The following is an 18,358-nucleotide window of genomic DNA, read 5'->3' on the forward strand; positions in this document are numbered from 1 at the left end:
GCCTGCTTGTCAGACAGTGAAGTATCAAAATGAGTTTGCAGACCGTCGACCAGTGATCGAACGCCTGCCCAAAGCGTAAGAACACTCAAGATGATTATGCAAGCTTCCTTTGCATAGCAAGCTACTCACCGTAGCAAGGAGACGCTTATGGGCGATACCGATCGCAAACTGTTTGTACTGGACACCAATATCCTGCTTCATGAACCGCAAGCCATTTACTCCTTCCAAGAACATGATGTGGTCATTCCCATGACCGTACTAGAAGAATTAGACCGAATCAAAGACAGTAAACGCGACGTCGCCAGAGACGCACGAGTGGCCATTCGCGCCCTAGAAAATATTTTCCACGATGTCACACCGGAAGAAATAACCGAAGGCATACCACTCAACAAAAACGTGAATGCTACTGGCTCAATTTCAATTCTTGCAGACTATGAACTGGTTGACACCTTCCGAGCATTTACCGACAAAGAGGGCGATAATCGCATTCTTAATGCCGTACTTTACCTACAGAATAAACGCGCACCGCGCCCTGTAGTTCTCGTCACCAAAGACATTAACATGCGCTTGCGAGCTAAAGGCGCAGGCGTTTTGCACGTGGAAGATTATCGTACTGACCAACTCATTGATGATGTTCAGTATTTAACTAAAGGATTCCAACAAAGACCAGGGGCTTTTTGGGATAACGTGGATGAGGTAACGAGTCAAACTGCCGATGGACACACCTTTCATACCTTAGATCGTGAGCCCTTTGACCCAACCTACATCAACCAATATGTTATCGATGAAGATAGCGACTTTGCAGCCCGAGTTGAGCGCATTAATGGCGATAGCCTCACTTTGCGAGATTTAAGCAGAGAACGAATGATGCATCGCAAAGCATGGGATGTCACACCCAAAAATATCTATCAAGCGATGGCTTTTGATGCCCTTCTCGATCCAAACATCGACCTTGTCATTCTTACCGGAGCTGCGGGCAGTGGTAAAACCTTGTTGGCAATGGCTGCCGCCCTCGAACTTACCGTTGAGAAAAACATGTTCGATAAAATCATCGTGACTCGTAACACACCAGATATTGGAGAATCGATTGGCTTTTTACCGGGTAGCGAAGAAGAGAAAATGCTACCTTGGCTTGCAGCGGTAACCGATACTCTAGAGGCGCTACACAAACACGATCACTGCACCGAAGGTTCCCTAAAATACATTTGTGATAAAGCCAACATTCAATTCAAATCGATCAACTTCATGCGTGGCCGTTCGATCCAAAATGCCTTTGTATTGCTCGATGAGTGTCAAAACCTAACCGCTTCACAGATCAAAACCATCATTACCCGCTGTGGTGAAGGGACCAAAATTGTATGCTCCGGCAACCTTGCACAAATTGATTCCCACTATCTAACGCCTGTCACATCTGGGCTAACCTATATGGTGGAACGCTTTAAAAACTTTGAAGGAAGTGCCAACATTCACCTCAATGGTGTGGTTCGCAGTCGCTTAGCAGAGTTCGCAGAAGAGAATTTATAAGCAAAAAGAGCGAGATATTATCTGCGTATCTCGCTTTTCTTTAAAATAAATATTCACTTTCATAGCATTTGTATGTTTAACTAGCCATATCAGTTATCGAGCTTTGATTAGGAACGAGATATGGCATTTAACTTACGTAACCGCAATTTTCTAAAACTGCTGGATTTCACCCCTAAAGAAATCCATTTTCTACTCGATCTCTCTGCCCAGCTAAAAAAAGCCAAATACACTGGCACTGAGCAGAAAACGTTATTGGGTAAAAACATCGCGTTAATTTTTGAGAAATCATCCACTCGAACTCGATGTGCATTTGAAGTCGCGGCTCACGACCAAGGTGCGCATGTCTCCTATATTGGCCCCTCTGGATCTCAGATAGGCCATAAAGAATCGATGAAAGATACCGCTCGAGTACTGGGTCGCATGTACGATGGCATTCAATACCGTGGCTACGGCCAAGAAATCGTCGAAGAACTGGGTAAATATGCGGGCGTTCCCGTTTGGAATGGCCTAACCGATGAGTTCCATCCCACTCAAATTTTAGCTGATTTTCTGACTATGCAAGAGCACGGTCGTGGTAAACAGCTCAATGAAATCTCCTTCGCTTATTTAGGTGACGCACGCAATAACATGGGTAACTCCCTCTTAGTTGGCGCAGCACAAATGGGGATGGATATCCGTCTTGTTGCACCAAAAGCATTCTGGCCAACTCCCGAATTGGTGCAAGAGTGCCAAGAAATAGCGGCTAAAAGTGGCGCAAAAATCACCTTAACTGAAAACGTTAACGATGGGGTTAAAGGCTGCGATTTCTTATACACCGACGTATGGGTTTCCATGGGAGAGGCACCTGAAGCATGGGATGAACGTGTTGCGTTGATGAAACCCTATCAAATCAATATGGATGTCATTAAAGCCACTGCCAATCCAAACGTAAAATTCATGCACTGTTTACCAGCATTCCATGATGATGAAACGGTGGTTGGGAAACAAGTAGCTGAAAAATATGGCATGAAAGGCTTAGAAGTTACTGACGATGTGTTTGAATCGGATTACTCGATTGTTTTTGATGAAGCCGAAAACCGTATGCACACAATTAAAGCCGTCATGGTCGCCACATTAGGCCTATAATTGCTTGTGCACAAACAGGCATAAAATACGCCAATTCATATGATGTAATCGCTTGCACTCATAAACTTTAGGGGTATAATGCCGAGCAATTTGTCTAAGGGGTAACCAATGAAATTTACAATATCTGCACTCAGTGCACCTGTTAATTTCGGTAAGTATCATTGCTTACGTGGTACTATTTTTCCCCTTAATGATCACTGATTTTGAAGCCTCCCATATTGGGGGGCTTTTTTATGGCTGTAAGAAAAGATAGGGATAAAGATCATGGCGAACTCGCTGTACAAAAAACACATCATCTCCATTTCTGAAATGTCGCGTGAAGAGTTGGAACTGATTGTTGAAACTGCTGGCCAATTAAAAGCTCAGCCCAATCCAGACCTGATTAAAAACAAGGTTGTGGCAAGTTGTTTCTTTGAACCATCAACTCGTACTCGTTTGTCATTTGAGACTGCCATTCAACGTATTGGTGGCAGTGTAATCGGTTTTGATAATGGCGGTAACACTTCATTAGCGAAGAAAGGTGAAACATTATCAGACTCAGTGCAAGTCATTTCGAACTATGTAGACGCCTTTGTTATGCGTCATCCTCAAGAGGGAGCGGCACGCCTAGCCTCTGAGTTTTCTCATGGCGTACCTGTGATAAACGCAGGTGATGGTTCCAACCAGCACCCTTCACAGACCTTGCTGGATCTTTTTACTATTTACGAGACTCAAGGCCGCCTAGACAATATCAATATCGCCTTTGTGGGGGATTTAAAATACGGACGCACTGTTCACTCTCTCACTCAGGCCCTATCCAAATTTAATGGCGTACGCTTCTTCTTTGTTGCTCCTGAAGCGCTCGCTATGCCTGAATACATTTGTGAAGAGCTTGAGGAAGCAGGTATCGCCTACAGCTTGCACAATGACATGGAATCGGTCATTCCTGAGTTAGACATCCTCTACATGACTCGCGTGCAAAAAGAACGTTTCGATGAATCTGAATACGCCCACATCAAGTCAGCTTATATCTTAACGGCAGCTCATTTAGAAAATGCTCGTTCAAATATGAAAGTGCTTCACCCACTCCCTCGCGTTGATGAAATCACCACAGACGTCGATAAAACACCGCACGCATACTTCTTCCAGCAAGCCGGTAACGGTGTCTATGCACGTGAAGCGCTGTTAGCCCTAGTATTGAACGAGTCACTATAACAAAAGGAGATGTGGACCATGATTAAAGAAAATAAACTGCAAGTAGAAGCCATTAAAAACGGCACCGTAATCGACCACATTCCCGCTAAAGTAGGGATCAAAGTGCTTAAACTTTTTGATATGCATAATTCAAATCAAAAAGTCACTATCGGTCTAAACTTGCCGTCATCTGCTTTGGGTTCAAAAGATCTGCTTAAAATTGAAAATGTCTTCATTAGTGAAGAACAAGCAAGCAAATTGGCACTTTATGCCCCACACGCCACTGTGAACCGCATTGAAAACTACGAAGTAGTGAAGAAACTTCCACTTGAGCTACCAGAGAAAATTAATAATGTATTCTCATGTCCAAACAGCAACTGTATTTCTCACTCAGAACCCGTAGAAAGTAGCTTCACTATTAGCGAAAAAACACATGATATTCGCCTCAAGTGTAAATACTGTGAAAAAGTATTCTCACGCGATATCGTCACTGAACGTAACGCATAAAAATTAAAGAGCCAATCGCACTAAATGTCACGGTCGGACTCTTTACCTCGAGTGACTTTGAAGGCACACTGAGTGCTTGTATTTCAGTAACTAATGGAACAGTAACAATGACTAAAGTTTTACACACGGATTCAGCTCCAGCAGCAATTGGCCCATATGTTCAAGGCGTTGATCTTGGCAACATGGTGATGACTTCAGGCCAAATTCCAGTAAATCCAGCAACTGGTGAAGTACCTGCAGAGATCGCAGCGCAAGCGCGTCAATCTCTCGACAACGTAAAAGCGGTTGTTGAAGCGTCTGGCCTAAGTGTAAGCGACATTGTGAAAATGACTGTCTTCGTAAAAGACCTAAACGACTTCGCAACTGTAAATGAAGTGTACGGTAAATTCTTTGATGAGCACAACGTGGCTAACTATCCAGCACGCTCTTGTGTTGAAGTAGCTCGCCTACCAAAAGACGTTGGTATCGAAATCGAAGCGATTGCAGTACGCAAATAAGCATCTGATATTCATTAAAAAAGGGTTGCTTATGCAACCCTTTTTATTGACAAAATCGGTGTCATTAACGTTTATTCAATTCCTGAACTTCCGCATCCAATTCTGCTAATTTATCTTTCATCAAGTCATGGCACAGAGAAGCCAACTGACGTACATTTTCTTTACCGTAATCTTCAGTGCTGATCATGGGTAAGATCTCAACAATCACATGACCATTGTTCCAACGGTTAAGCTTAAGTTTGTCGGTCGAACTACATACGATAGGAGCAACAGGCACGCCAGCGCTAATTGCTGCGTGAAAAGCGCCTGTTTTAAATGGCAACAAACCACGACCACGTGAACGAGTCCCTTCAGGGAACATCCATACCGAGACTTTGCTGTTCTTAATGCTTTTTACTACCTGATCAATTGTGCCTTTCGCCTTTGCTTTGTTAGCACGGTCGATCAAAATATTGCCAGATAACCAGTAAAGCTGACCAAACAGCGGTAACCATGCCAAGCTCTTCTTACCAACAGTAACTACATTCGGTGTCACTGCTTTTGATACAGTAAACATATCCCAGTTACTTTGGTGGTTAGCAATATAGATAGCTTGACCACGCTGATAAACATCTTCTGGAACACGAAATACCAGTTTAATACCAAAAATTGGGGCCATCGCAGCGAACAAGCGACCAAAAGTAAATACATGTTTCGGATTACGTGGCGACAGCAAACAGTAAGCACAGCCAAAGATAAACATGACGATAGCAAATAACGCCACAACAATTACACGAACAAGTGCGATCATCGAATTCTCCAAAGGAGCTAGAATAAAAAAGCCGAAACGCTCCGTTTCGGCCAGTTAATGAGAGCGAGTTTAACTTGCTTCTCTTATACGCTCAATATTTGCGCCGAGAGCAGACAGTTTATCTTCTATCTTTTCGTAACCTCGGTCGATATGGTAAATACGGTCAACAATGGTTTCGCCTTTCGCAATGCAGCCAGCAATCACCAAACTTGCCGATGCACGTAAGTCAGTTGCCATGACTTGCGCACCGCTTAAACGCTCTGAATCACCACAAATGACAGTATTACCTTCAATCTCCGCTTTTGCACCCATACGCATCAGTTCAGGAACATGCATAAAACGGTTTTCAAAAATGGTTTCAGTGATGACACCACTGCCTTTCGCAATCATGTTCAACAAAGTGAACTGCGCTTGCATGTCGGTAGGGAAACCTGGGTGAGGCGCAGTACGAACCGACACAGCTTTAAGCTCGCGTCCGGTCATATCTAAACTGATCCAATCTTCGCCAGTTTCTACTTTAGCGCCCGCTTCTTCTAGCTTAGCCAATACCGCCTCTAACAGATGTGCATCTGTTTTATGGCACATAATTTTGCCTTTGGAAACTGCAGCTGCAACAAGAAACGTACCCGTTTCAATCCGGTCAGGTACGACGGTATGCTTACCGCCAACGAGACGTTCAACACCTTCAATGGTGATGGTGTCAGTGCCAGCACCCGAAATTTTTGCGCCTAGAGCATTAAGGAATGCGGCAGTATCTACGATTTCAGGTTCGCGAGCGGCATTATCTAGAACGGTCTTGCCCTCGGCTAACGTAGCAGCACACATAATCGTGATGGTTGCGCCAACTGACACCTTATCCATCACCACATGAGCACCTTTTAAACGGCCTTCTACTTCGGCTTTTACGTAACCATCTTCCAGAGTAATAGTCGCACCCAATTGCTCTAAACCATGGATATGTAAATCAACTGGTCGCGCACCAATAGCACAACCACCTGGCAACGACACTTGGCCTTGACCAAAACGTGCCACCAATGGACCTAAGGCCCAAATCGATGCACGCATGGTTTTCACTAAATCATACGGTGCGCAGAATTGATCAATCTTACTTGGATCAACATGAACAGAACCATTACGCTCGACTTTCGCACCAAGGCGTTTAAGTAGCTCCATCGTTGTATCGATGTCGCGTAAATGAGGAACATTCGCCACTTCAACAGGCCCTTCGGACAAGATAGAGGCGAATAAAATAGGTAGTGCAGCATTTTTTGCACCGGAGATCGTCACTTCACCTTGAAGAGGTGTTGTGGAACCAATAACTCGAAACTTTTCCATTAACAAACCTTACAGCGACATCAGTTTCTTATCGCGAGCCCACTCATCCGGGGTGTATGCCTTAATGGACAGAGCGTGAATATCATTGCGCTGAATGTACTCCATTAATGGAGCATAAATCAGTTGCTGCTTTTTCACGCGGCTCATTCCATCAAAACACATATCGACGGCAACCACTTCATAGTGACTCCCCTCGCCCTTCACGTGAATCTCCTGAAGATTGAGTGCTTGTTCTAATATCTGTTTTACTTGTGAGCTATCCACAAATCACCCCTGCTGAATTCTCGATGTGTTGAGCCATCATTTGATCAATGTTGCTCAGTTGAAACAGTGTGCTCAGTTGTTCTGGCACAGAATTCAGCATTATATGACAGTTTTGTCGTTTTGCATGCTCAATTAAGTGAATTAACATCACCATTCCTGCCGAATCGATGCGTTCAACCTCAGCTAAAGAGACATTAAGCTTTGTCCCCTCGGGCTGCCACTGGCTTAAATAACGCCACAATTCAGGAACAGTTTCTCTATCTAGAGCACCGCTTAACCTTGCTTGTTGAGCGGATTCGGATTGCCATTGGGGATGACTCATTTGGATTTACTCTCAAAATGAATCGGCTGGTTAGCTAAGTTTTGTAGATCTTTCGCAACAGCAAGAATGCCGTCACGACGAATTTTACCACTCCACTCAGACTGCTTACTCGACAGCAGGCTTACACCTTCTGCGACCATATCGTAAGCTCTCCATTCACCGTTTTTTTCTTTACGTAATTTAAATTCCAAATGAATATCAGGACGCGGAGCATCCACAATATTCACTTTCACACTTGTGATTCGACGATCAGCATCCACCTCAGTTGCTGGAGCAAACTCCAGAGATTGGTTGGTATATTGCGTCAACACTTGTGCGTAGTTTGTCACCAAATATTCGCGAAACTCTTTAATAAAGACTTCAACATCAGAGTGCTTCGCTCCTCGTAGATTAGGACCAAGCAGCTTTAACGCTGCATATTTGGCGTTCACATACGGCATTAACTCTTCTTCGACGATCTGGCGCAAATACTGAGGATCTTGGTGAATTTTAGGCTGCTCATTTTTGAGGCGGTCAAATGCCTGTTCAGCAACCTGCTTCATCATACTATAAGGCTGAGTTTGATCGACTTCCTGAGAATAAACCGCCCAAGAGAGCACCAAACTCAATACGAGAACAAAGTACCGCTTAAACATTATTTCTCCTCAGTTTTACTCGAATCTTTATCGCCGACACTATAAAGGAATTGACCTATCAAGTCCTCTAGCACTAAAGCCGACTTAGTATCTTCGATACGATCACCATTTTTCAGCATAGTCCCTTCATCTTCATAAACAAAACCCGGAACCAAACCAATGTACTGCTCACCGATCAAACCAGATGTCAAAATTTGTGCACTTGAGGTATCTGGGAATTGATTATATTGACCGTCAATTTCCATAGTAACCAGTGGCAACATACTCTGTTTATCTAGTGAAATAGTCGATACTCGACCAACAACAACACCACCCACTTTAACTGGAGAGCGAACTTTCAACGTTCCGATATTATCGAACTCAGCAGACAGAGTATAAGTATCACTTGAACCAATGCTTTTCACGTCAGCGACTTGAAAAATCATCACTAGGATTGCGCAAATTCCTGCCAAAACAAAACAGCCAACCCAAAATTCTAATTTTCGCTTTTGTTGCATGATTAATTCCCAAACATCAATGCAGTAAGTACAAAATCTAGCCCTAAAACAGCAAGAGAAGAATGCACTACAGTTTTCGTTGTGGCTCGACTAATCCCTTCCGAAGTTGGAATCGCGTCATAACCATTAAACAGAGCAATCCAAGTGACGGTAATCGCGAAGATCACACATTTGATTACACTGTTACCTATATCTTTGCCTAATTCGACAGAGGCTTGCATCGTTGACCAAAAACTACCGTGGTCAATTCCTTTCCAATCAACACCGACAAGTTGACCACCCCAAATACCGACGGCCATAAAAATCATGGCGAGTACAGGAAGTGAAATCAAGCCGGCGTAAAAACGTGGCGCCACAACTCGTTTTAGTGGATCCACCGCCATCATTTCTAAACTGGAGATTTGTTCCGTTGCCTTCATTAAACCAATTTCAGCAGTCAAAGCAGAGCCGGCACGACCCGCAAACAGCAGTGCCGTGACTACAGGGCCAAGCTCACGGAGCAAAGAAAGCGCCACCATCTGGCCTAAGCTGGTTTCTGCTCCGTAGTCCACTAAGATAACGTAACCTTGTAAACTCAACACCATTCCAATAAACAGCCCTGAAACAATGATAATAGCGAGAGACTGAACACCTACGCTATAAAGCTGTTTGAGCAGCAGAGGAAAATGTTTGATAGGCTGAGGGCGGCCACTTAAAGCACCAATTAGCATCAAAGTAGATCGGCCAAGAGATTCACAGACGGATAACGCTCGCCGTCCTAGATCACTGACCCATTGCTCAATGTTCGTTAACATTAAATAAGTCCTTCTCTATCGGCTGAGCAGGGAAACGAAATGGCACAGGACCATCGGCTTTCCCCTGTAAGAATTGCTGAACCCGTGGGTCAGATTGCAACGAGAGCTGTTTAGGCGTGCCTTGAGCAATCACCTTACCATCAGCTAACAGATAAACCCAATCGGCAATACTCATCACTTCAGGCACATCATGCGACACCACTACCGAAGTTAAACCTAGTGCTTGATTCAAATTGTGAATCAATTGCACCAAAACTCCCATGGTGATTGGATCTTGTCCCACAAACGGTTCATCGTACAAAACAAGTTCAGGATCGAGAGCAATCGCGCGAGCCAATGCGGCCCGACGAGCCATCCCACCCGACAATTCACTTGGCATCAGTTCTGCTGCACCACGCAGCCCAACCGCTTCTAATTTCAATAAAACGAGAGTGCGAATCATAGATTCGTCTAGCTGAGTATGCTCTCGTAATGGAAAAGCAACGTTGTCAAAAACGTTTAGATCTGTAAATAGAGCACCAGACTGGAAAAGCATACTCATTTTTTTACGTGCTTGATAAAGCTGGCTTCGCTTCAAAGCAGGAATATTATCGCCATCAAACCAGATCTCCCCACTTTCAGGGAGCAGTTGTCCTCCGATCAAGCGCAAAAGCGTCGTTTTACCGATCCCTGAAGGTCCCATAATTGCGGTAACCTTACCTTTCGGAACCTGTAAACTGACATTATCAAAAATTTTGCGGCCAGAACGGGAAAAACTCAGATTTTTAATGGTGACTAAGTCATTATCAGACATGTTATTAGTTCGCCCTTTGGCTTCCTCATCCAGAAGAATGAGCAATCATAAGCAGATTAGTGTAAAATATAAAGCACCATACGATTACAACAGAGATAGAAGCTTTTTTTGTCAAAAGGTTCAAAATTTATTACACAATCTGTTGTAACTAAGTTGGTTATATGAACCATGATGACATGTTAAAATTTTCAACACCAAGCATAAATTGATCCAGCTAAGAGAATTGTCTCTTAAAATGGAACAATAAATGAGATAATCGTCTTCCCTTTTAGTGACCTAAGCGTCAAAATTACCCATTTTATGTTCCACGATTATCAACAAATGCAGGATTATTCATGTTTGAAGCAGTTGGATTGCTCGTTCTCGGTCTCATCCTACTCGTTTGGAGTGCCGACAAACTGGTCTTTGGGTCTGCGGCAATAGCCCGCAATTTTGGGATTTCACCGCTAGTCATCGGTATGACCATCTTAGCAATGGGCTCTTCGGCACCAGAAATGATGGTGTCCGCTACCGCAGCTCTAAGTGATAAAACCGATACTGCCGTAGGTAATGTTCTGGGATCAAACATCGCAAATATTGCGTTGATTCTCGGTATTACCGCTCTAATTAAACCGCTCTCTATTAGTTCCGCTGTATTACGCCGCGAATTACCTTTGATGATTGCTGTCACAGTATTGGCGGGCTTTCTTTTGCGTGATAATCACCTTGGGTTTGGCGAGGGCGTTCTCCTGTTCGCACTATTTGGCGCGTTTATTCTTGGAATGCTGCAAATTAGCCGTATGGAGAAAAAACGTGGCGATAACCTGCTCGATGAACATGAATCTGAAATCCCTGATGATGTACCAAATGGTAAAGCCCTCTTCTGGCTGGTATTTGGCTTAGTTCTGCTTCCTGTATCAGCAGACTTGCTGGTAGATAATGCAGTCATCATTGCTAAATACTTTGGCATGAGTGATTTGGTTATTGGCTTAACCATCATCGCTATTGGTACCAGTTTACCTGAATTAGCCGCTTCCCTTGCTGGTGTGTTGAAAGGCGAAGATGATATGGCCGTTGGCAATATCATTGGTTCAAACGTATTTAATATTTTGGCGGTAATGGGCATTCCTGGCATCTTAAACCCGTCTTACTTAAGCGAACATGCTATGGGCCGTGATTTCTGGGTTCTGCTTGCAGTTTCGCTACTGCTAGTCGTGATGGCTTTAGGCAAATCACGTAGCATTAATCGAATTGAGGGCTCGATTCTGTTTATCATTTTTCTGGCCTATCAAAGTTATTTGTTCATGAACATGAGCGCGTAGTAGGGAGTGTGATCCATGTTGCCTGGCTTTAGTTATCAAAAAGCAGCAAAACAAGTATTAGCCACTGAAATAGAAGGCTTACAGCAATTAGACCAATACTTTAACGACGACTTTACTCGTGCCTGTGACCTCATTTTGAATAACTCTGGCGGGAAAGTCATTGTTATGGGAATGGGCAAATCTGGTCATATTGGTCGTAAGATTGCAGCCACCTTTGCGAGTACAGGCACTTCTGCGTTTTTTGTTCATCCCGGCGAAGCTGCACATGGCGACCTTGGCATGATTACCTCACAAGATATTGTATTGGCAATATCTAACTCGGGTGAATCATCGGAAATTGTCTCGCTTTTTCCCGTTCTAAAACGGCTTAACATTCGCATCATTAGCATGACGGGTAAGCCAGAATCCACCATGGCAAAGCTGGCTGATGTCCATTTACAAATCAGCGTACCCCAAGAAGCATGCCCGTTAGGTTTAGCACCGACATCAAGCACGACAGCCACTCTAGTGATGGGCGATGCCATCGCGATCGCCCTACTTCAAGCGCGTGGTTTTACCTCTGAAGACTTTGCTCTGTCTCATCCAGGAGGAGCGTTAGGACGTAAGTTACTGCTTAAGCTGAGTGACATCATGCACTCTGGTGATGAATTACCAATGGTGAAACCAACTGCGTTGATTCGTGATGCGCTGCTTGAAATTAGCCAAAAAGGTCTTGGCATGACGGCTATTGTGGATGACAAACACAATTTAATCGGTATCTTTACCGATGGTGATTTACGCCGCATCCTCGATAAACGAGTTGATATCCATTGCGCAACGATTGACACGGTAATGACGAAAAACCCTACAGTCGCAACACCTAATTTGTTAGCGGTTGAAGGTGTTAACCTCATGCAAGATAAACGCATTAACGGCTTGATGTTGGTTGACGATGGGAAATTAGTAGGCGCATTAAACATGCATGATTTATTAAAAGCGGGAGTGATGTAATTAATGACTCAGCAAGTAGACACATTGTACGGCTCAGTCGACGCCCGTATCTTAGAGATCGCGAAAAACATCAAGCTACTCATTTGTGATGTAGATGGCGTTTTTTCCGATGGCCTTGTGTATATGGGCAATAACGGTGAAGAGTTAAAAACATTTCATACCCGAGATGGTTATGGTGTAAAAAGCCTCATGAATGCAGGTATTGAAATAGCGATTATCACTGGACGCCAATCGCAAATTGTTACAAATCGAATGAACGCTTTGGGTATCAAACTTGTCTACCAAGGACAAGATGACAAAGTGAAAGCTTATCAGGATATTTGCCAAAAATTGTCGGTAGCACCTGAGCACACAGGTTATATTGGCGATGATTTAATAGATTGGCCTGTAATGGAAAAAGTGGGATTGCAAGTGTGTGTTGCAGACGGGCACCCCTTACTGGCACGTCGTGCTAACTATGTCACCCAAACCAAAGGGGGTCATGGTGCAGTGCGCGAAGTGTGCGATTTGATCCTTCAGGCACGAGATGAACTCGACGTGCATAAAGGTCTGAGTATATGAGTGTTTCCCGAATCATATACGTGATTCTGTTTTTTATCGCTTCTTGGTCCCTCTATTATTTGATGGACAAAGAAAGCAAACCTGATATTCAAGTAGCTCCGAATGCCGAGCTACCTATGTTTAGCGGCAACAACCTAAATAATGTCTCTTATAACAATTTAGGGGTTCGCAGCTATGTAATTGAATCGGACCATTTGGAATATTACGCCAAAAGTGGTGACACCTTATTCCAAAGTCCGGTGTTGAAAGTGTATCAGGATGGAACAACCCAAGAGTGGGAAATTACCGCAGATAGGGCTGTATTATCGAAAAAGCAAGTACTTACCTTGTATGATAATGTGACTGCAAAAAACTTGTTCAAAGATTCAGGTTTTAGCAAAATGGTCACCAAACAGCTTAGTATCAAGTTGGATTCTCGTGATTTTTGGGCAGATACACCAGTGGACCTATTTGGCCCTCAATTTGAAACACACGGTCAGGCGATGAAAGGTAATTTTGCTGACAACTCGGCTGTCCTTTATAAACACGTTCAAGGTAGATATGAGAATTTCACACCTTAGTCTATTGGCTTGCCTTTTGGTAAGTGGACAAACATTGGCTTTATCGACAGACAGTCAGCAGCCTGTGTACATTGACTCAAATAGTCAACAACTGGATATGAAAAGCAACCGCGTGACCTTCTTGGGTAATGTAAAACTCAAACAAGGCAGTATCAATATTAACGCGGATAAGCTTATCGTGATACGTAATGAGGCTACCGGTAAAATCCAAGATATTCAGGGATTTGGACAGCTTGCAACTTTCTCGCAATTGACGGATGAGGGTAAGACCCTTTACGGTGAAGCAGAACAGTTGTACTACAAAATGGCCAATGATGAGCTGATCATGATCGACAAGGCAATGCTCGCTCAAGATGACAGTGAGATCCGCGGTAAAAAAATCCGTTACAAGATCTCTTTGCAAAAACTGATCGCAGACAGTGATGGTGATGGGCGCGTGTCCACCGTCTTACAACCTCAAACGATACAGCAGAAGTAACTAAATTATGTCGGTACTAAAAGCGGAACACCTAGCGAAAAGCTACAAAAAACGCAAAGTTGTCTCTGATGTGAGCCTTGAGGTGCAATCGGGTCAAATCGTAGGCCTACTGGGTCCAAACGGCGCTGGGAAAACCACGTCGTTTTATATGATTGTCGGCCTTGTTGCCCGTGATGAAGGTAAAATCTCGATAGACGACAAGGACATAAGTGTGTTACCAATGCACAGTCGCTCTCGATTGGGAATTGGTTATTTACCTCAAGAAGCGTCGATTTTCCGTAAGTTATCCGTGGAGGATAACATTATGGCTGTGCTACAAACTCGTGAAGAGATGACCCGTGAGCAACGTCAAGATAAGCTCGAAGACTTATTAGAAGAGTTCCACATTCAACATATTCGTAAAAGTGCTGGTATGGCACTGTCAGGGGGCGAACGTCGCCGAGTTGAGATTGCTCGTGCGCTAGCCGCTAACCCTCAGTTCATTTTGTTGGATGAACCTTTTGCTGGCGTTGACCCCATTTCGGTCATTGACATTAAAAAGATAATAGAACACCTGCGAGATCGCGGTCTTGGTGTCTTGATTACTGACCATAACGTACGTGAAACACTTGATGTGTGTGAAAAAGCGTACATTGTAAGTCAAGGACGACTGATCGCTGAAGGTACACCTCAAGAGGTGCTAAACCATGAGCAGGTTAAACAAGTTTATCTTGGCGAACAATTCCGTCTATGATTGACGGAGGTGAACCAGATAACGGATTAAGGTAGTTGGATACTGAATGAAACCTTCGTTACAGCTAAAACTAGGTCAACAATTAGCAATGACTCCCCAGCTTCAACAGGCAATTCGTCTGTTGCAGCTATCTACGCTCGATTTGCAACAAGAGATACAAGAGGCTTTGGATTCCAACCCTCTGCTTGATGTAGAAGAAGGCTCTGATGAAGTCATTGCGCAAGATGATAGCAAATCAGCTGCGAACGAACTTGAAGAGAGAGAACCCAGCGCAGAAGTGACATCTGAGCCAGAACCGCAAGACAGCTCTGATGTTTTTGAAAAATCTGAAATCAGTTCAGAACTCGAAATCGATACCACTTGGGATGATGTGTACAGCGCCAACACTGGTAGTACCGGACTCGCAATGGATGACGATGCTCCTGTCTATCAAGGTGAAACCACGCAATCTCTTCAAGACTACCTACTCTGGCAATTAGACTTAACCCCTTTTAGTGAGACAGACAGAACCATCGCTTACGCACTTATTGATGCAATCGATGATTACGGCTATCTCACCCAGTCATTAGAAGAGATTCTCGAAAACTTTGAAAATGACGATATTGAAATAGAAGAAATCGAGGCCGTTCGCAAACGTATTCAACAGTTCGATCCGTTAGGCGCTGCCTCCCTAAATCTTCAAGACTGCCTTTTGCTTCAACTAGCTACCTTTCCTAGTGATACACCATGGCTAGAAGAAGCCAAACTACTCCTTTCTCAGTATATTGATCAACTTGGAAACCGCGATTACAAACTCATTTTAAAAGAGGCTAAACTCAAAGAAGATGAATTACGTGAAGCGCTTCAACTGATACAGCAGTTGGATCCAAGGCCTGGTAGCCGTATTGCTGAAGATCACGCGGAATATGTGATTCCAGATGTCTCAGTATATAAAGAACACGGCAAATGGGTTGTGGCTATAAATCCAGATAGCGTTCCGAAACTGAAGGTGAATCAACAGTATGCGGATCTTGTACGCGGTAATAGCAGCGAGAGCAACTATATCCGAACCAATTTGCAAGAGGCAAAGTGGTTGATCAAGAGCTTAGAAAGCCGAAATGAGACTTTACTCAAAGTTGCTAAATGCATCGTTGAACATCAACGCGATTTCTTCGAGTATGGTGAAGAAGCCATGAAGCCGATGGTGCTAAATGACGTCGCCCTTGCTGTAGATATGCACGAATCAACCATTTCTCGAGTCACCACTCAGAAATATATGCATACCCCACGAGGCATATTCGAATTGAAGTACTTTTTCTCTAGCCATGTTAGCACCGATAACGGTGGAGAGTGTTCATCAACTGCGATTCGCGCACTGATCAAAAAGTTGGTTTCTGCTGAAAATACAGCAAAACCTCTCAGTGATAGCAAAATCGCAGCCCTACTTGCTGACCAAGGAATTCAAGTCGCAAGACGGACGATAGCTAAGTACCGAGAGTCGTTGGGAATAGCTCCTTCAAGTCAGCGTAAACGCCTGCTATAAGGCCTAAACGAAAAGGAAAGTCTATGCAAATCAATATTAATGGCCATCACATTGATCTTACCGATTCAATGCAAGACTACGTAAATACGAAATTTGATAAACTTGAACGCTTTTTTGATCAAATAACCAACGTTCAAGTGATATTACGTGTTGAAAAATTACGCCAGATCGCAGAAGCTACGCTCCATGTGAGTCAAGGTGAGATTCACGCCACTGCGGAAAACGATAACATGTATGCCGCTATCGACGAGTTGGTGGATAAACTCGTACGACAACTTAACAAGCATAAAGAAAAGCTAAGTAGCCATTAATCATGCAATTAAGCGAAGTGTTGACACTGGACTGCACCAAGAGTGCGGTCCCTTGTTCAAGTAAAAAAAGAGCCCTAGAAATCATCAGTGAAATCGCTGCAGAGCATTCCGGTCAAAATGCCACAGAGCTATTTGAAAGCATGCTAAGTAGAGAGAAAATGGGCAGTACAGGTATTGGTAACGGGATAGCTATTCCTCATGCGCGTATGCCTGAGTGTGAAAAAGCGGTCGCGGTATTAGTGCAATGTGAAGAACCTATCGAATTCGATGCGATTGATAATCGCCCTGTCGACTTGCTGTTTGCACTTCTCGTTCCTGAATCTCAGTGTAAAGAGCACCTCAAAACCTTGTCCTGCATGGCAGAACGTCTGAATGATAAACAGACGCTCAAACAGCTTCGTGGCGCAACCAGTGATCAAGAGCTGTTCGACATTATGGTTAGCCAACCACAACCTCAATAACAGGACACCATCATGCGTTTGATAGTCGTCAGCGGTCAATCGGGAGCTGGGAAGAGTGTCGCGTTACGCGTACTTGAGGATCTAGGCTATTACTGTGTAGATAACCTACCTGTCAATTTACTCAATGCGTTTATTAAATCAGTACAAGGCAGCAACCAAAACGTTGCTGTCAGTATTGATATACGTAATTTACCTAAAGATCCTGGCTTAATCGAACCTGTTTTGGAGCAGCTGAAACGGCATAACGAAGTCAGTGTACTGTTTCTTGATGCTTCAGCAGAAACCCTACTCAAACGCTATAGCGAAACCCGTCGCCTTCATCCTCTATCACTATCCGATACTAAAACGTCGCTGGCCAATGCGATAGAGGTGGAAAAGCAGATTCTGGGTCCGCTCAAAGAGCAGTCAGACCATGTCATCGATAGCAGTAATAAATCCATACATGAATTAAGTGAGTTGGTTCGGACCTACGTTGAGGGTCGCGAACGTAAAAAACTCGTGATGGTGTTTCAATCATTTGGATTTAAATATGGCATTCCTAGCGATGCCGATTATGTTTTTGACGTGCGCTTTCTACCCAACCCACATTGGGAGCCTGATTTACGTCCATTAACCGGGTTAGATGCCCCAATAAAATCGTTCCTCGAAAGCTATCCGGAAGTGATTGAACTCAAACTGCAGATTCAAAAATTTATTGAATATTGGTTACCTATGCTGGAAAAGAGTAACCGCAGTTATTTAACGGTCGCGATTGGCTGTACGGGAGGGAAACACCGCTCGGTATACATAGCACAGCAACTGGCCGATTACTTTTCCCAACTAGGTAATCAAGTTCAGCTTCATCACAATACGTTAGAAAAAGAAATATAATAAGCCAAGGAAAGCGCAATGCCACAACTTAGCCGTACCGTATTAATTCAAAACAAGCTGGGGCTACACGCTCGAGCAGCCGTAAAATTGGTTGAACTCGCACAAGCTTATGATGCTGTGCTTACGATTCAGGGGCAAGATGGTAAAGAAGCCACTGCAGACACCGTAATTGGTTTATTAATGCTGGAATCAGCACAAGGGCAGAACATCACTATATCTGCAGAAGGTTCACAAGCCGAGCAAGCATTAGAGGCTGCGTGTCATCTTATCGAAGATAAATTCGACGAAGACGAGTAAAACGACGTCCCCTTAAAA

24 protein-coding genes are annotated in these 18,358 nt (G+C 43.8%); 16 read left to right on the top strand and 8 right to left on the bottom strand.

The window, feature by feature from the left end:
* Positions 1-147: 147 nt before the first annotated feature.
* The 5 genes from JCM16456_RS13475 to JCM16456_RS13495 all read left to right on the top strand — a co-directional run bounded on the left by JCM16456_RS13475 (position 148) and on the right by JCM16456_RS13495 (position 4,826).
* A complete protein-coding gene (locus JCM16456_RS13475) occupies positions 148-1,524 on the top strand; it encodes a PhoH family protein (RefSeq protein ID WP_068715174.1) in 1,377 nt (458 codons plus the stop codon).
* 120 nt (positions 1,525-1,644) lie between these two features.
* A complete protein-coding gene (gene argF, locus JCM16456_RS13480; RefSeq protein WP_068715176.1) occupies positions 1,645-2,649 on the top strand; it encodes an ornithine carbamoyltransferase in 1,005 nt (334 codons plus the stop codon).
* A 264-nt stretch (positions 2,650-2,913) separates the two neighbouring features.
* On the top strand, positions 2,914-3,843 hold the full coding sequence (gene pyrB, locus JCM16456_RS13485) for an aspartate carbamoyltransferase (RefSeq protein ID WP_068715178.1): 930 nt from the start codon (positions 2,914-2,916) through the stop codon (positions 3,841-3,843).
* Between the two features lie 18 nt (positions 3,844-3,861).
* A complete protein-coding gene (gene pyrI, locus JCM16456_RS13490; protein WP_068715180.1) occupies positions 3,862-4,329 on the top strand; it encodes an aspartate carbamoyltransferase regulatory subunit in 468 nt (155 codons plus the stop codon).
* Between the two features lie 107 nt (positions 4,330-4,436).
* Complete coding sequence (locus tag JCM16456_RS13495; protein ID WP_068715182.1) at positions 4,437-4,826, top strand: RidA family protein; 390 nt, start codon at positions 4,437-4,439, stop codon at positions 4,824-4,826.
* A gap of 64 nt (positions 4,827-4,890) precedes the next feature.
* On the opposite strand, the gene JCM16456_RS13500 is transcribed toward JCM16456_RS13495, so the two are convergent.
* The 8 genes from JCM16456_RS13500 to mlaF all read right to left on the bottom strand — a co-directional run bounded on the left by JCM16456_RS13500 (position 4,891) and on the right by mlaF (position 10,256).
* On the bottom strand, positions 4,891-5,616 hold the full coding sequence (locus JCM16456_RS13500) for a 1-acylglycerol-3-phosphate O-acyltransferase (protein ID WP_068715184.1): 726 nt from the start codon (positions 5,614-5,616) through the stop codon (positions 4,891-4,893).
* A 69-nt stretch (positions 5,617-5,685) separates the two neighbouring features.
* Positions 5,686-6,951, bottom strand: coding sequence for a UDP-N-acetylglucosamine 1-carboxyvinyltransferase (murA, locus tag JCM16456_RS13505; RefSeq protein WP_068715186.1), 1,266 nt, complete (start codon positions 6,949-6,951; stop codon positions 5,686-5,688).
* Positions 6,952-6,960: 9 nt separating this feature from the next.
* Positions 6,961-7,215, bottom strand: a complete 255-nt coding sequence (ibaG, locus tag JCM16456_RS13510; RefSeq protein ID WP_068715188.1) for a BolA family iron metabolism protein IbaG — start codon at positions 7,213-7,215, stop codon at positions 6,961-6,963.
* On the bottom strand, positions 7,208-7,537 hold the full coding sequence (locus JCM16456_RS13515) for an STAS domain-containing protein (protein ID WP_068715190.1): 330 nt from the start codon (positions 7,535-7,537) through the stop codon (positions 7,208-7,210). Before JCM16456_RS13515 ends, ibaG begins: the two co-directional genes overlap by 8 nt.
* Positions 7,534-8,172 (bottom strand): phospholipid-binding protein MlaC, encoded by a 639-nt coding sequence (mlaC, locus tag JCM16456_RS13520; RefSeq protein ID WP_068715192.1) that lies wholly within the window; start codon positions 8,170-8,172, stop codon positions 7,534-7,536. The genes JCM16456_RS13515 and mlaC overlap by 4 nt, the downstream gene beginning before the upstream one ends.
* Positions 8,172-8,669, bottom strand: coding sequence for an outer membrane lipid asymmetry maintenance protein MlaD (gene mlaD / locus JCM16456_RS13525; protein WP_068715194.1), 498 nt, complete (start codon positions 8,667-8,669; stop codon positions 8,172-8,174). The genes mlaC and mlaD overlap by 1 nt, the downstream gene beginning before the upstream one ends.
* 2 nt (positions 8,670-8,671) lie before the next feature.
* Positions 8,672-9,463 (bottom strand): lipid asymmetry maintenance ABC transporter permease subunit MlaE, encoded by a 792-nt coding sequence (mlaE, locus tag JCM16456_RS13530; RefSeq protein WP_068715196.1) that lies wholly within the window; start codon positions 9,461-9,463, stop codon positions 8,672-8,674.
* Positions 9,447-10,256: a phospholipid ABC transporter ATP-binding protein MlaF gene (gene mlaF / locus JCM16456_RS13535; RefSeq protein WP_068715198.1), complete on the bottom strand. Its 810-nt coding sequence runs from the start codon at positions 10,254-10,256 to the stop codon at positions 9,447-9,449. Before mlaF ends, mlaE begins: the two co-directional genes overlap by 17 nt.
* A 335-nt stretch (positions 10,257-10,591) precedes the next feature.
* Here mlaF and JCM16456_RS13540 point away from each other — a divergent pair, with 335 nt between their 5' ends.
* From JCM16456_RS13540 to JCM16456_RS13590, 11 genes are read left to right on the top strand one after another with little or no spacing between them, the layout of a single operon-like run.
* Positions 10,592-11,557 carry a calcium/sodium antiporter gene (locus tag JCM16456_RS13540; RefSeq protein ID WP_068715200.1) on the top strand — a complete coding sequence of 322 codons (966 nt, stop codon included), beginning with the start codon at positions 10,592-10,594 and terminating at the stop codon, positions 11,555-11,557.
* Between the two features lie 15 nt (positions 11,558-11,572).
* Complete coding sequence (gene kdsD / locus JCM16456_RS13545) at positions 11,573-12,547, top strand: arabinose-5-phosphate isomerase KdsD (RefSeq protein ID WP_068715201.1); 975 nt, start codon at positions 11,573-11,575, stop codon at positions 12,545-12,547.
* A gap of 3 nt (positions 12,548-12,550) precedes the next feature.
* Entirely contained in the window at positions 12,551-13,108 is a 558-nt protein-coding gene (kdsC, locus tag JCM16456_RS13550; RefSeq protein WP_068715203.1) for a 3-deoxy-manno-octulosonate-8-phosphatase KdsC, read from the top strand.
* Positions 13,105-13,668, top strand: coding sequence for an LPS export ABC transporter periplasmic protein LptC (lptC, locus tag JCM16456_RS13555; protein ID WP_068715205.1), 564 nt, complete (start codon positions 13,105-13,107; stop codon positions 13,666-13,668). The genes kdsC and lptC overlap by 4 nt, the downstream gene beginning before the upstream one ends.
* Positions 13,649-14,146: a lipopolysaccharide transport periplasmic protein LptA gene (gene lptA / locus JCM16456_RS13560; RefSeq protein WP_068715207.1), complete on the top strand. Its 498-nt coding sequence runs from the start codon at positions 13,649-13,651 to the stop codon at positions 14,144-14,146. Before lptC ends, lptA begins: the two co-directional genes overlap by 20 nt.
* Before the next feature lie 7 nt (positions 14,147-14,153).
* A complete protein-coding gene (gene lptB, locus JCM16456_RS13565; RefSeq protein ID WP_068715208.1) occupies positions 14,154-14,879 on the top strand; it encodes an LPS export ABC transporter ATP-binding protein in 726 nt (241 codons plus the stop codon).
* 46 nt (positions 14,880-14,925) lie between these two features.
* Positions 14,926-16,401 (top strand): RNA polymerase factor sigma-54, encoded by a 1,476-nt coding sequence (locus JCM16456_RS13570; RefSeq protein WP_068715210.1) that lies wholly within the window; start codon positions 14,926-14,928, stop codon positions 16,399-16,401.
* A 23-nt stretch (positions 16,402-16,424) separates the two neighbouring features.
* Positions 16,425-16,712 (top strand): ribosome hibernation promoting factor, encoded by a 288-nt coding sequence (hpf, locus tag JCM16456_RS13575; protein ID WP_068715212.1) that lies wholly within the window; start codon positions 16,425-16,427, stop codon positions 16,710-16,712.
* Positions 16,713-16,714: 2 nt separating this feature from the next.
* Positions 16,715-17,173: a PTS IIA-like nitrogen regulatory protein PtsN gene (ptsN, locus tag JCM16456_RS13580; RefSeq protein ID WP_068715214.1), complete on the top strand. Its 459-nt coding sequence runs from the start codon at positions 16,715-16,717 to the stop codon at positions 17,171-17,173.
* 12 nt (positions 17,174-17,185) lie between these two features.
* The gene (gene rapZ / locus JCM16456_RS13585) at positions 17,186-18,043 is read left to right on the top strand and encodes an RNase adapter RapZ (protein WP_068715216.1); all 858 of its coding nucleotides are present in this window, start codon (positions 17,186-17,188) and stop codon (positions 18,041-18,043) included.
* Between the two features lie 18 nt (positions 18,044-18,061).
* A complete protein-coding gene (locus JCM16456_RS13590) occupies positions 18,062-18,340 on the top strand; it encodes an HPr family phosphocarrier protein (protein WP_068715218.1) in 279 nt (92 codons plus the stop codon).
* The last annotated feature ends 18 nt before the right edge of the window (positions 18,341-18,358 follow it).

The organism is Vibrio tritonius (assembly GCF_001547935.1).
In the GTDB taxonomy this organism is placed as follows: domain Bacteria; phylum Pseudomonadota; class Gammaproteobacteria; order Enterobacterales; family Vibrionaceae; genus Vibrio; species Vibrio tritonius.

What these genes read in the sequence shown, in the direction of transcription:
- JCM16456_RS13500 (WP_068715184.1), bottom strand. Translation starts at nt 5,616, where the DNA reads ATGATCGCACTTGTTCGTGTAATTGTTGTGGCGTTATTTGCTATCGTC.
- lptC (WP_068715205.1), top strand. Translation starts at nt 13,105, where the DNA reads ATGAGTGTTTCCCGAATCATATACGTGATTCTGTTTTTTATCGCTTCT.
- JCM16456_RS13495 (WP_068715182.1), top strand. Translation starts at nt 4,437, where the DNA reads ATGACTAAAGTTTTACACACGGATTCAGCTCCAGCAGCAATTGGCCCA.
- mlaE (WP_068715196.1), bottom strand. Translation starts at nt 9,463, where the DNA reads ATGTTAACGAACATTGAGCAATGGGTCAGTGATCTAGGACGGCGAGCG.
- hpf (WP_068715212.1), top strand. Translation starts at nt 16,425, where the DNA reads ATGCAAATCAATATTAATGGCCATCACATTGATCTTACCGATTCAATG.
- pyrB (WP_068715178.1), top strand. Translation starts at nt 2,914, where the DNA reads ATGGCGAACTCGCTGTACAAAAAACACATCATCTCCATTTCTGAAATG.
- lptB (WP_068715208.1), top strand. Translation starts at nt 14,154, where the DNA reads ATGTCGGTACTAAAAGCGGAACACCTAGCGAAAAGCTACAAAAAACGC.
- murA (WP_068715186.1), bottom strand. Translation starts at nt 6,951, where the DNA reads ATGGAAAAGTTTCGAGTTATTGGTTCCACAACACCTCTTCAAGGTGAA.
- mlaC (WP_068715192.1), bottom strand. Translation starts at nt 8,172, where the DNA reads ATGTTTAAGCGGTACTTTGTTCTCGTATTGAGTTTGGTGCTCTCTTGG.
- mlaD (WP_068715194.1), bottom strand. Translation starts at nt 8,669, where the DNA reads ATGCAACAAAAGCGAAAATTAGAATTTTGGGTTGGCTGTTTTGTTTTG.
- JCM16456_RS13590 (WP_068715218.1), top strand. Translation starts at nt 18,062, where the DNA reads ATGCCACAACTTAGCCGTACCGTATTAATTCAAAACAAGCTGGGGCTA.
- JCM16456_RS13540 (WP_068715200.1), top strand. Translation starts at nt 10,592, where the DNA reads ATGTTTGAAGCAGTTGGATTGCTCGTTCTCGGTCTCATCCTACTCGTT.
- lptA (WP_068715207.1), top strand. Translation starts at nt 13,649, where the DNA reads ATGAGAATTTCACACCTTAGTCTATTGGCTTGCCTTTTGGTAAGTGGA.
- mlaF (WP_068715198.1), bottom strand. Translation starts at nt 10,256, where the DNA reads ATGTCTGATAATGACTTAGTCACCATTAAAAATCTGAGTTTTTCCCGT.
- pyrI (WP_068715180.1), top strand. Translation starts at nt 3,862, where the DNA reads ATGATTAAAGAAAATAAACTGCAAGTAGAAGCCATTAAAAACGGCACC.
- JCM16456_RS13475 (WP_068715174.1), top strand. Translation starts at nt 148, where the DNA reads ATGGGCGATACCGATCGCAAACTGTTTGTACTGGACACCAATATCCTG.
- JCM16456_RS13570 (WP_068715210.1), top strand. Translation starts at nt 14,926, where the DNA reads ATGAAACCTTCGTTACAGCTAAAACTAGGTCAACAATTAGCAATGACT.
- ptsN (WP_068715214.1), top strand. Translation starts at nt 16,715, where the DNA reads ATGCAATTAAGCGAAGTGTTGACACTGGACTGCACCAAGAGTGCGGTC.
- kdsD (WP_068715201.1), top strand. Translation starts at nt 11,573, where the DNA reads ATGTTGCCTGGCTTTAGTTATCAAAAAGCAGCAAAACAAGTATTAGCC.
- rapZ (WP_068715216.1), top strand. Translation starts at nt 17,186, where the DNA reads ATGCGTTTGATAGTCGTCAGCGGTCAATCGGGAGCTGGGAAGAGTGTC.
- JCM16456_RS13515 (WP_068715190.1), bottom strand. Translation starts at nt 7,537, where the DNA reads ATGAGTCATCCCCAATGGCAATCCGAATCCGCTCAACAAGCAAGGTTA.
- argF (WP_068715176.1), top strand. Translation starts at nt 1,645, where the DNA reads ATGGCATTTAACTTACGTAACCGCAATTTTCTAAAACTGCTGGATTTC.
- kdsC (WP_068715203.1), top strand. Translation starts at nt 12,551, where the DNA reads ATGACTCAGCAAGTAGACACATTGTACGGCTCAGTCGACGCCCGTATC.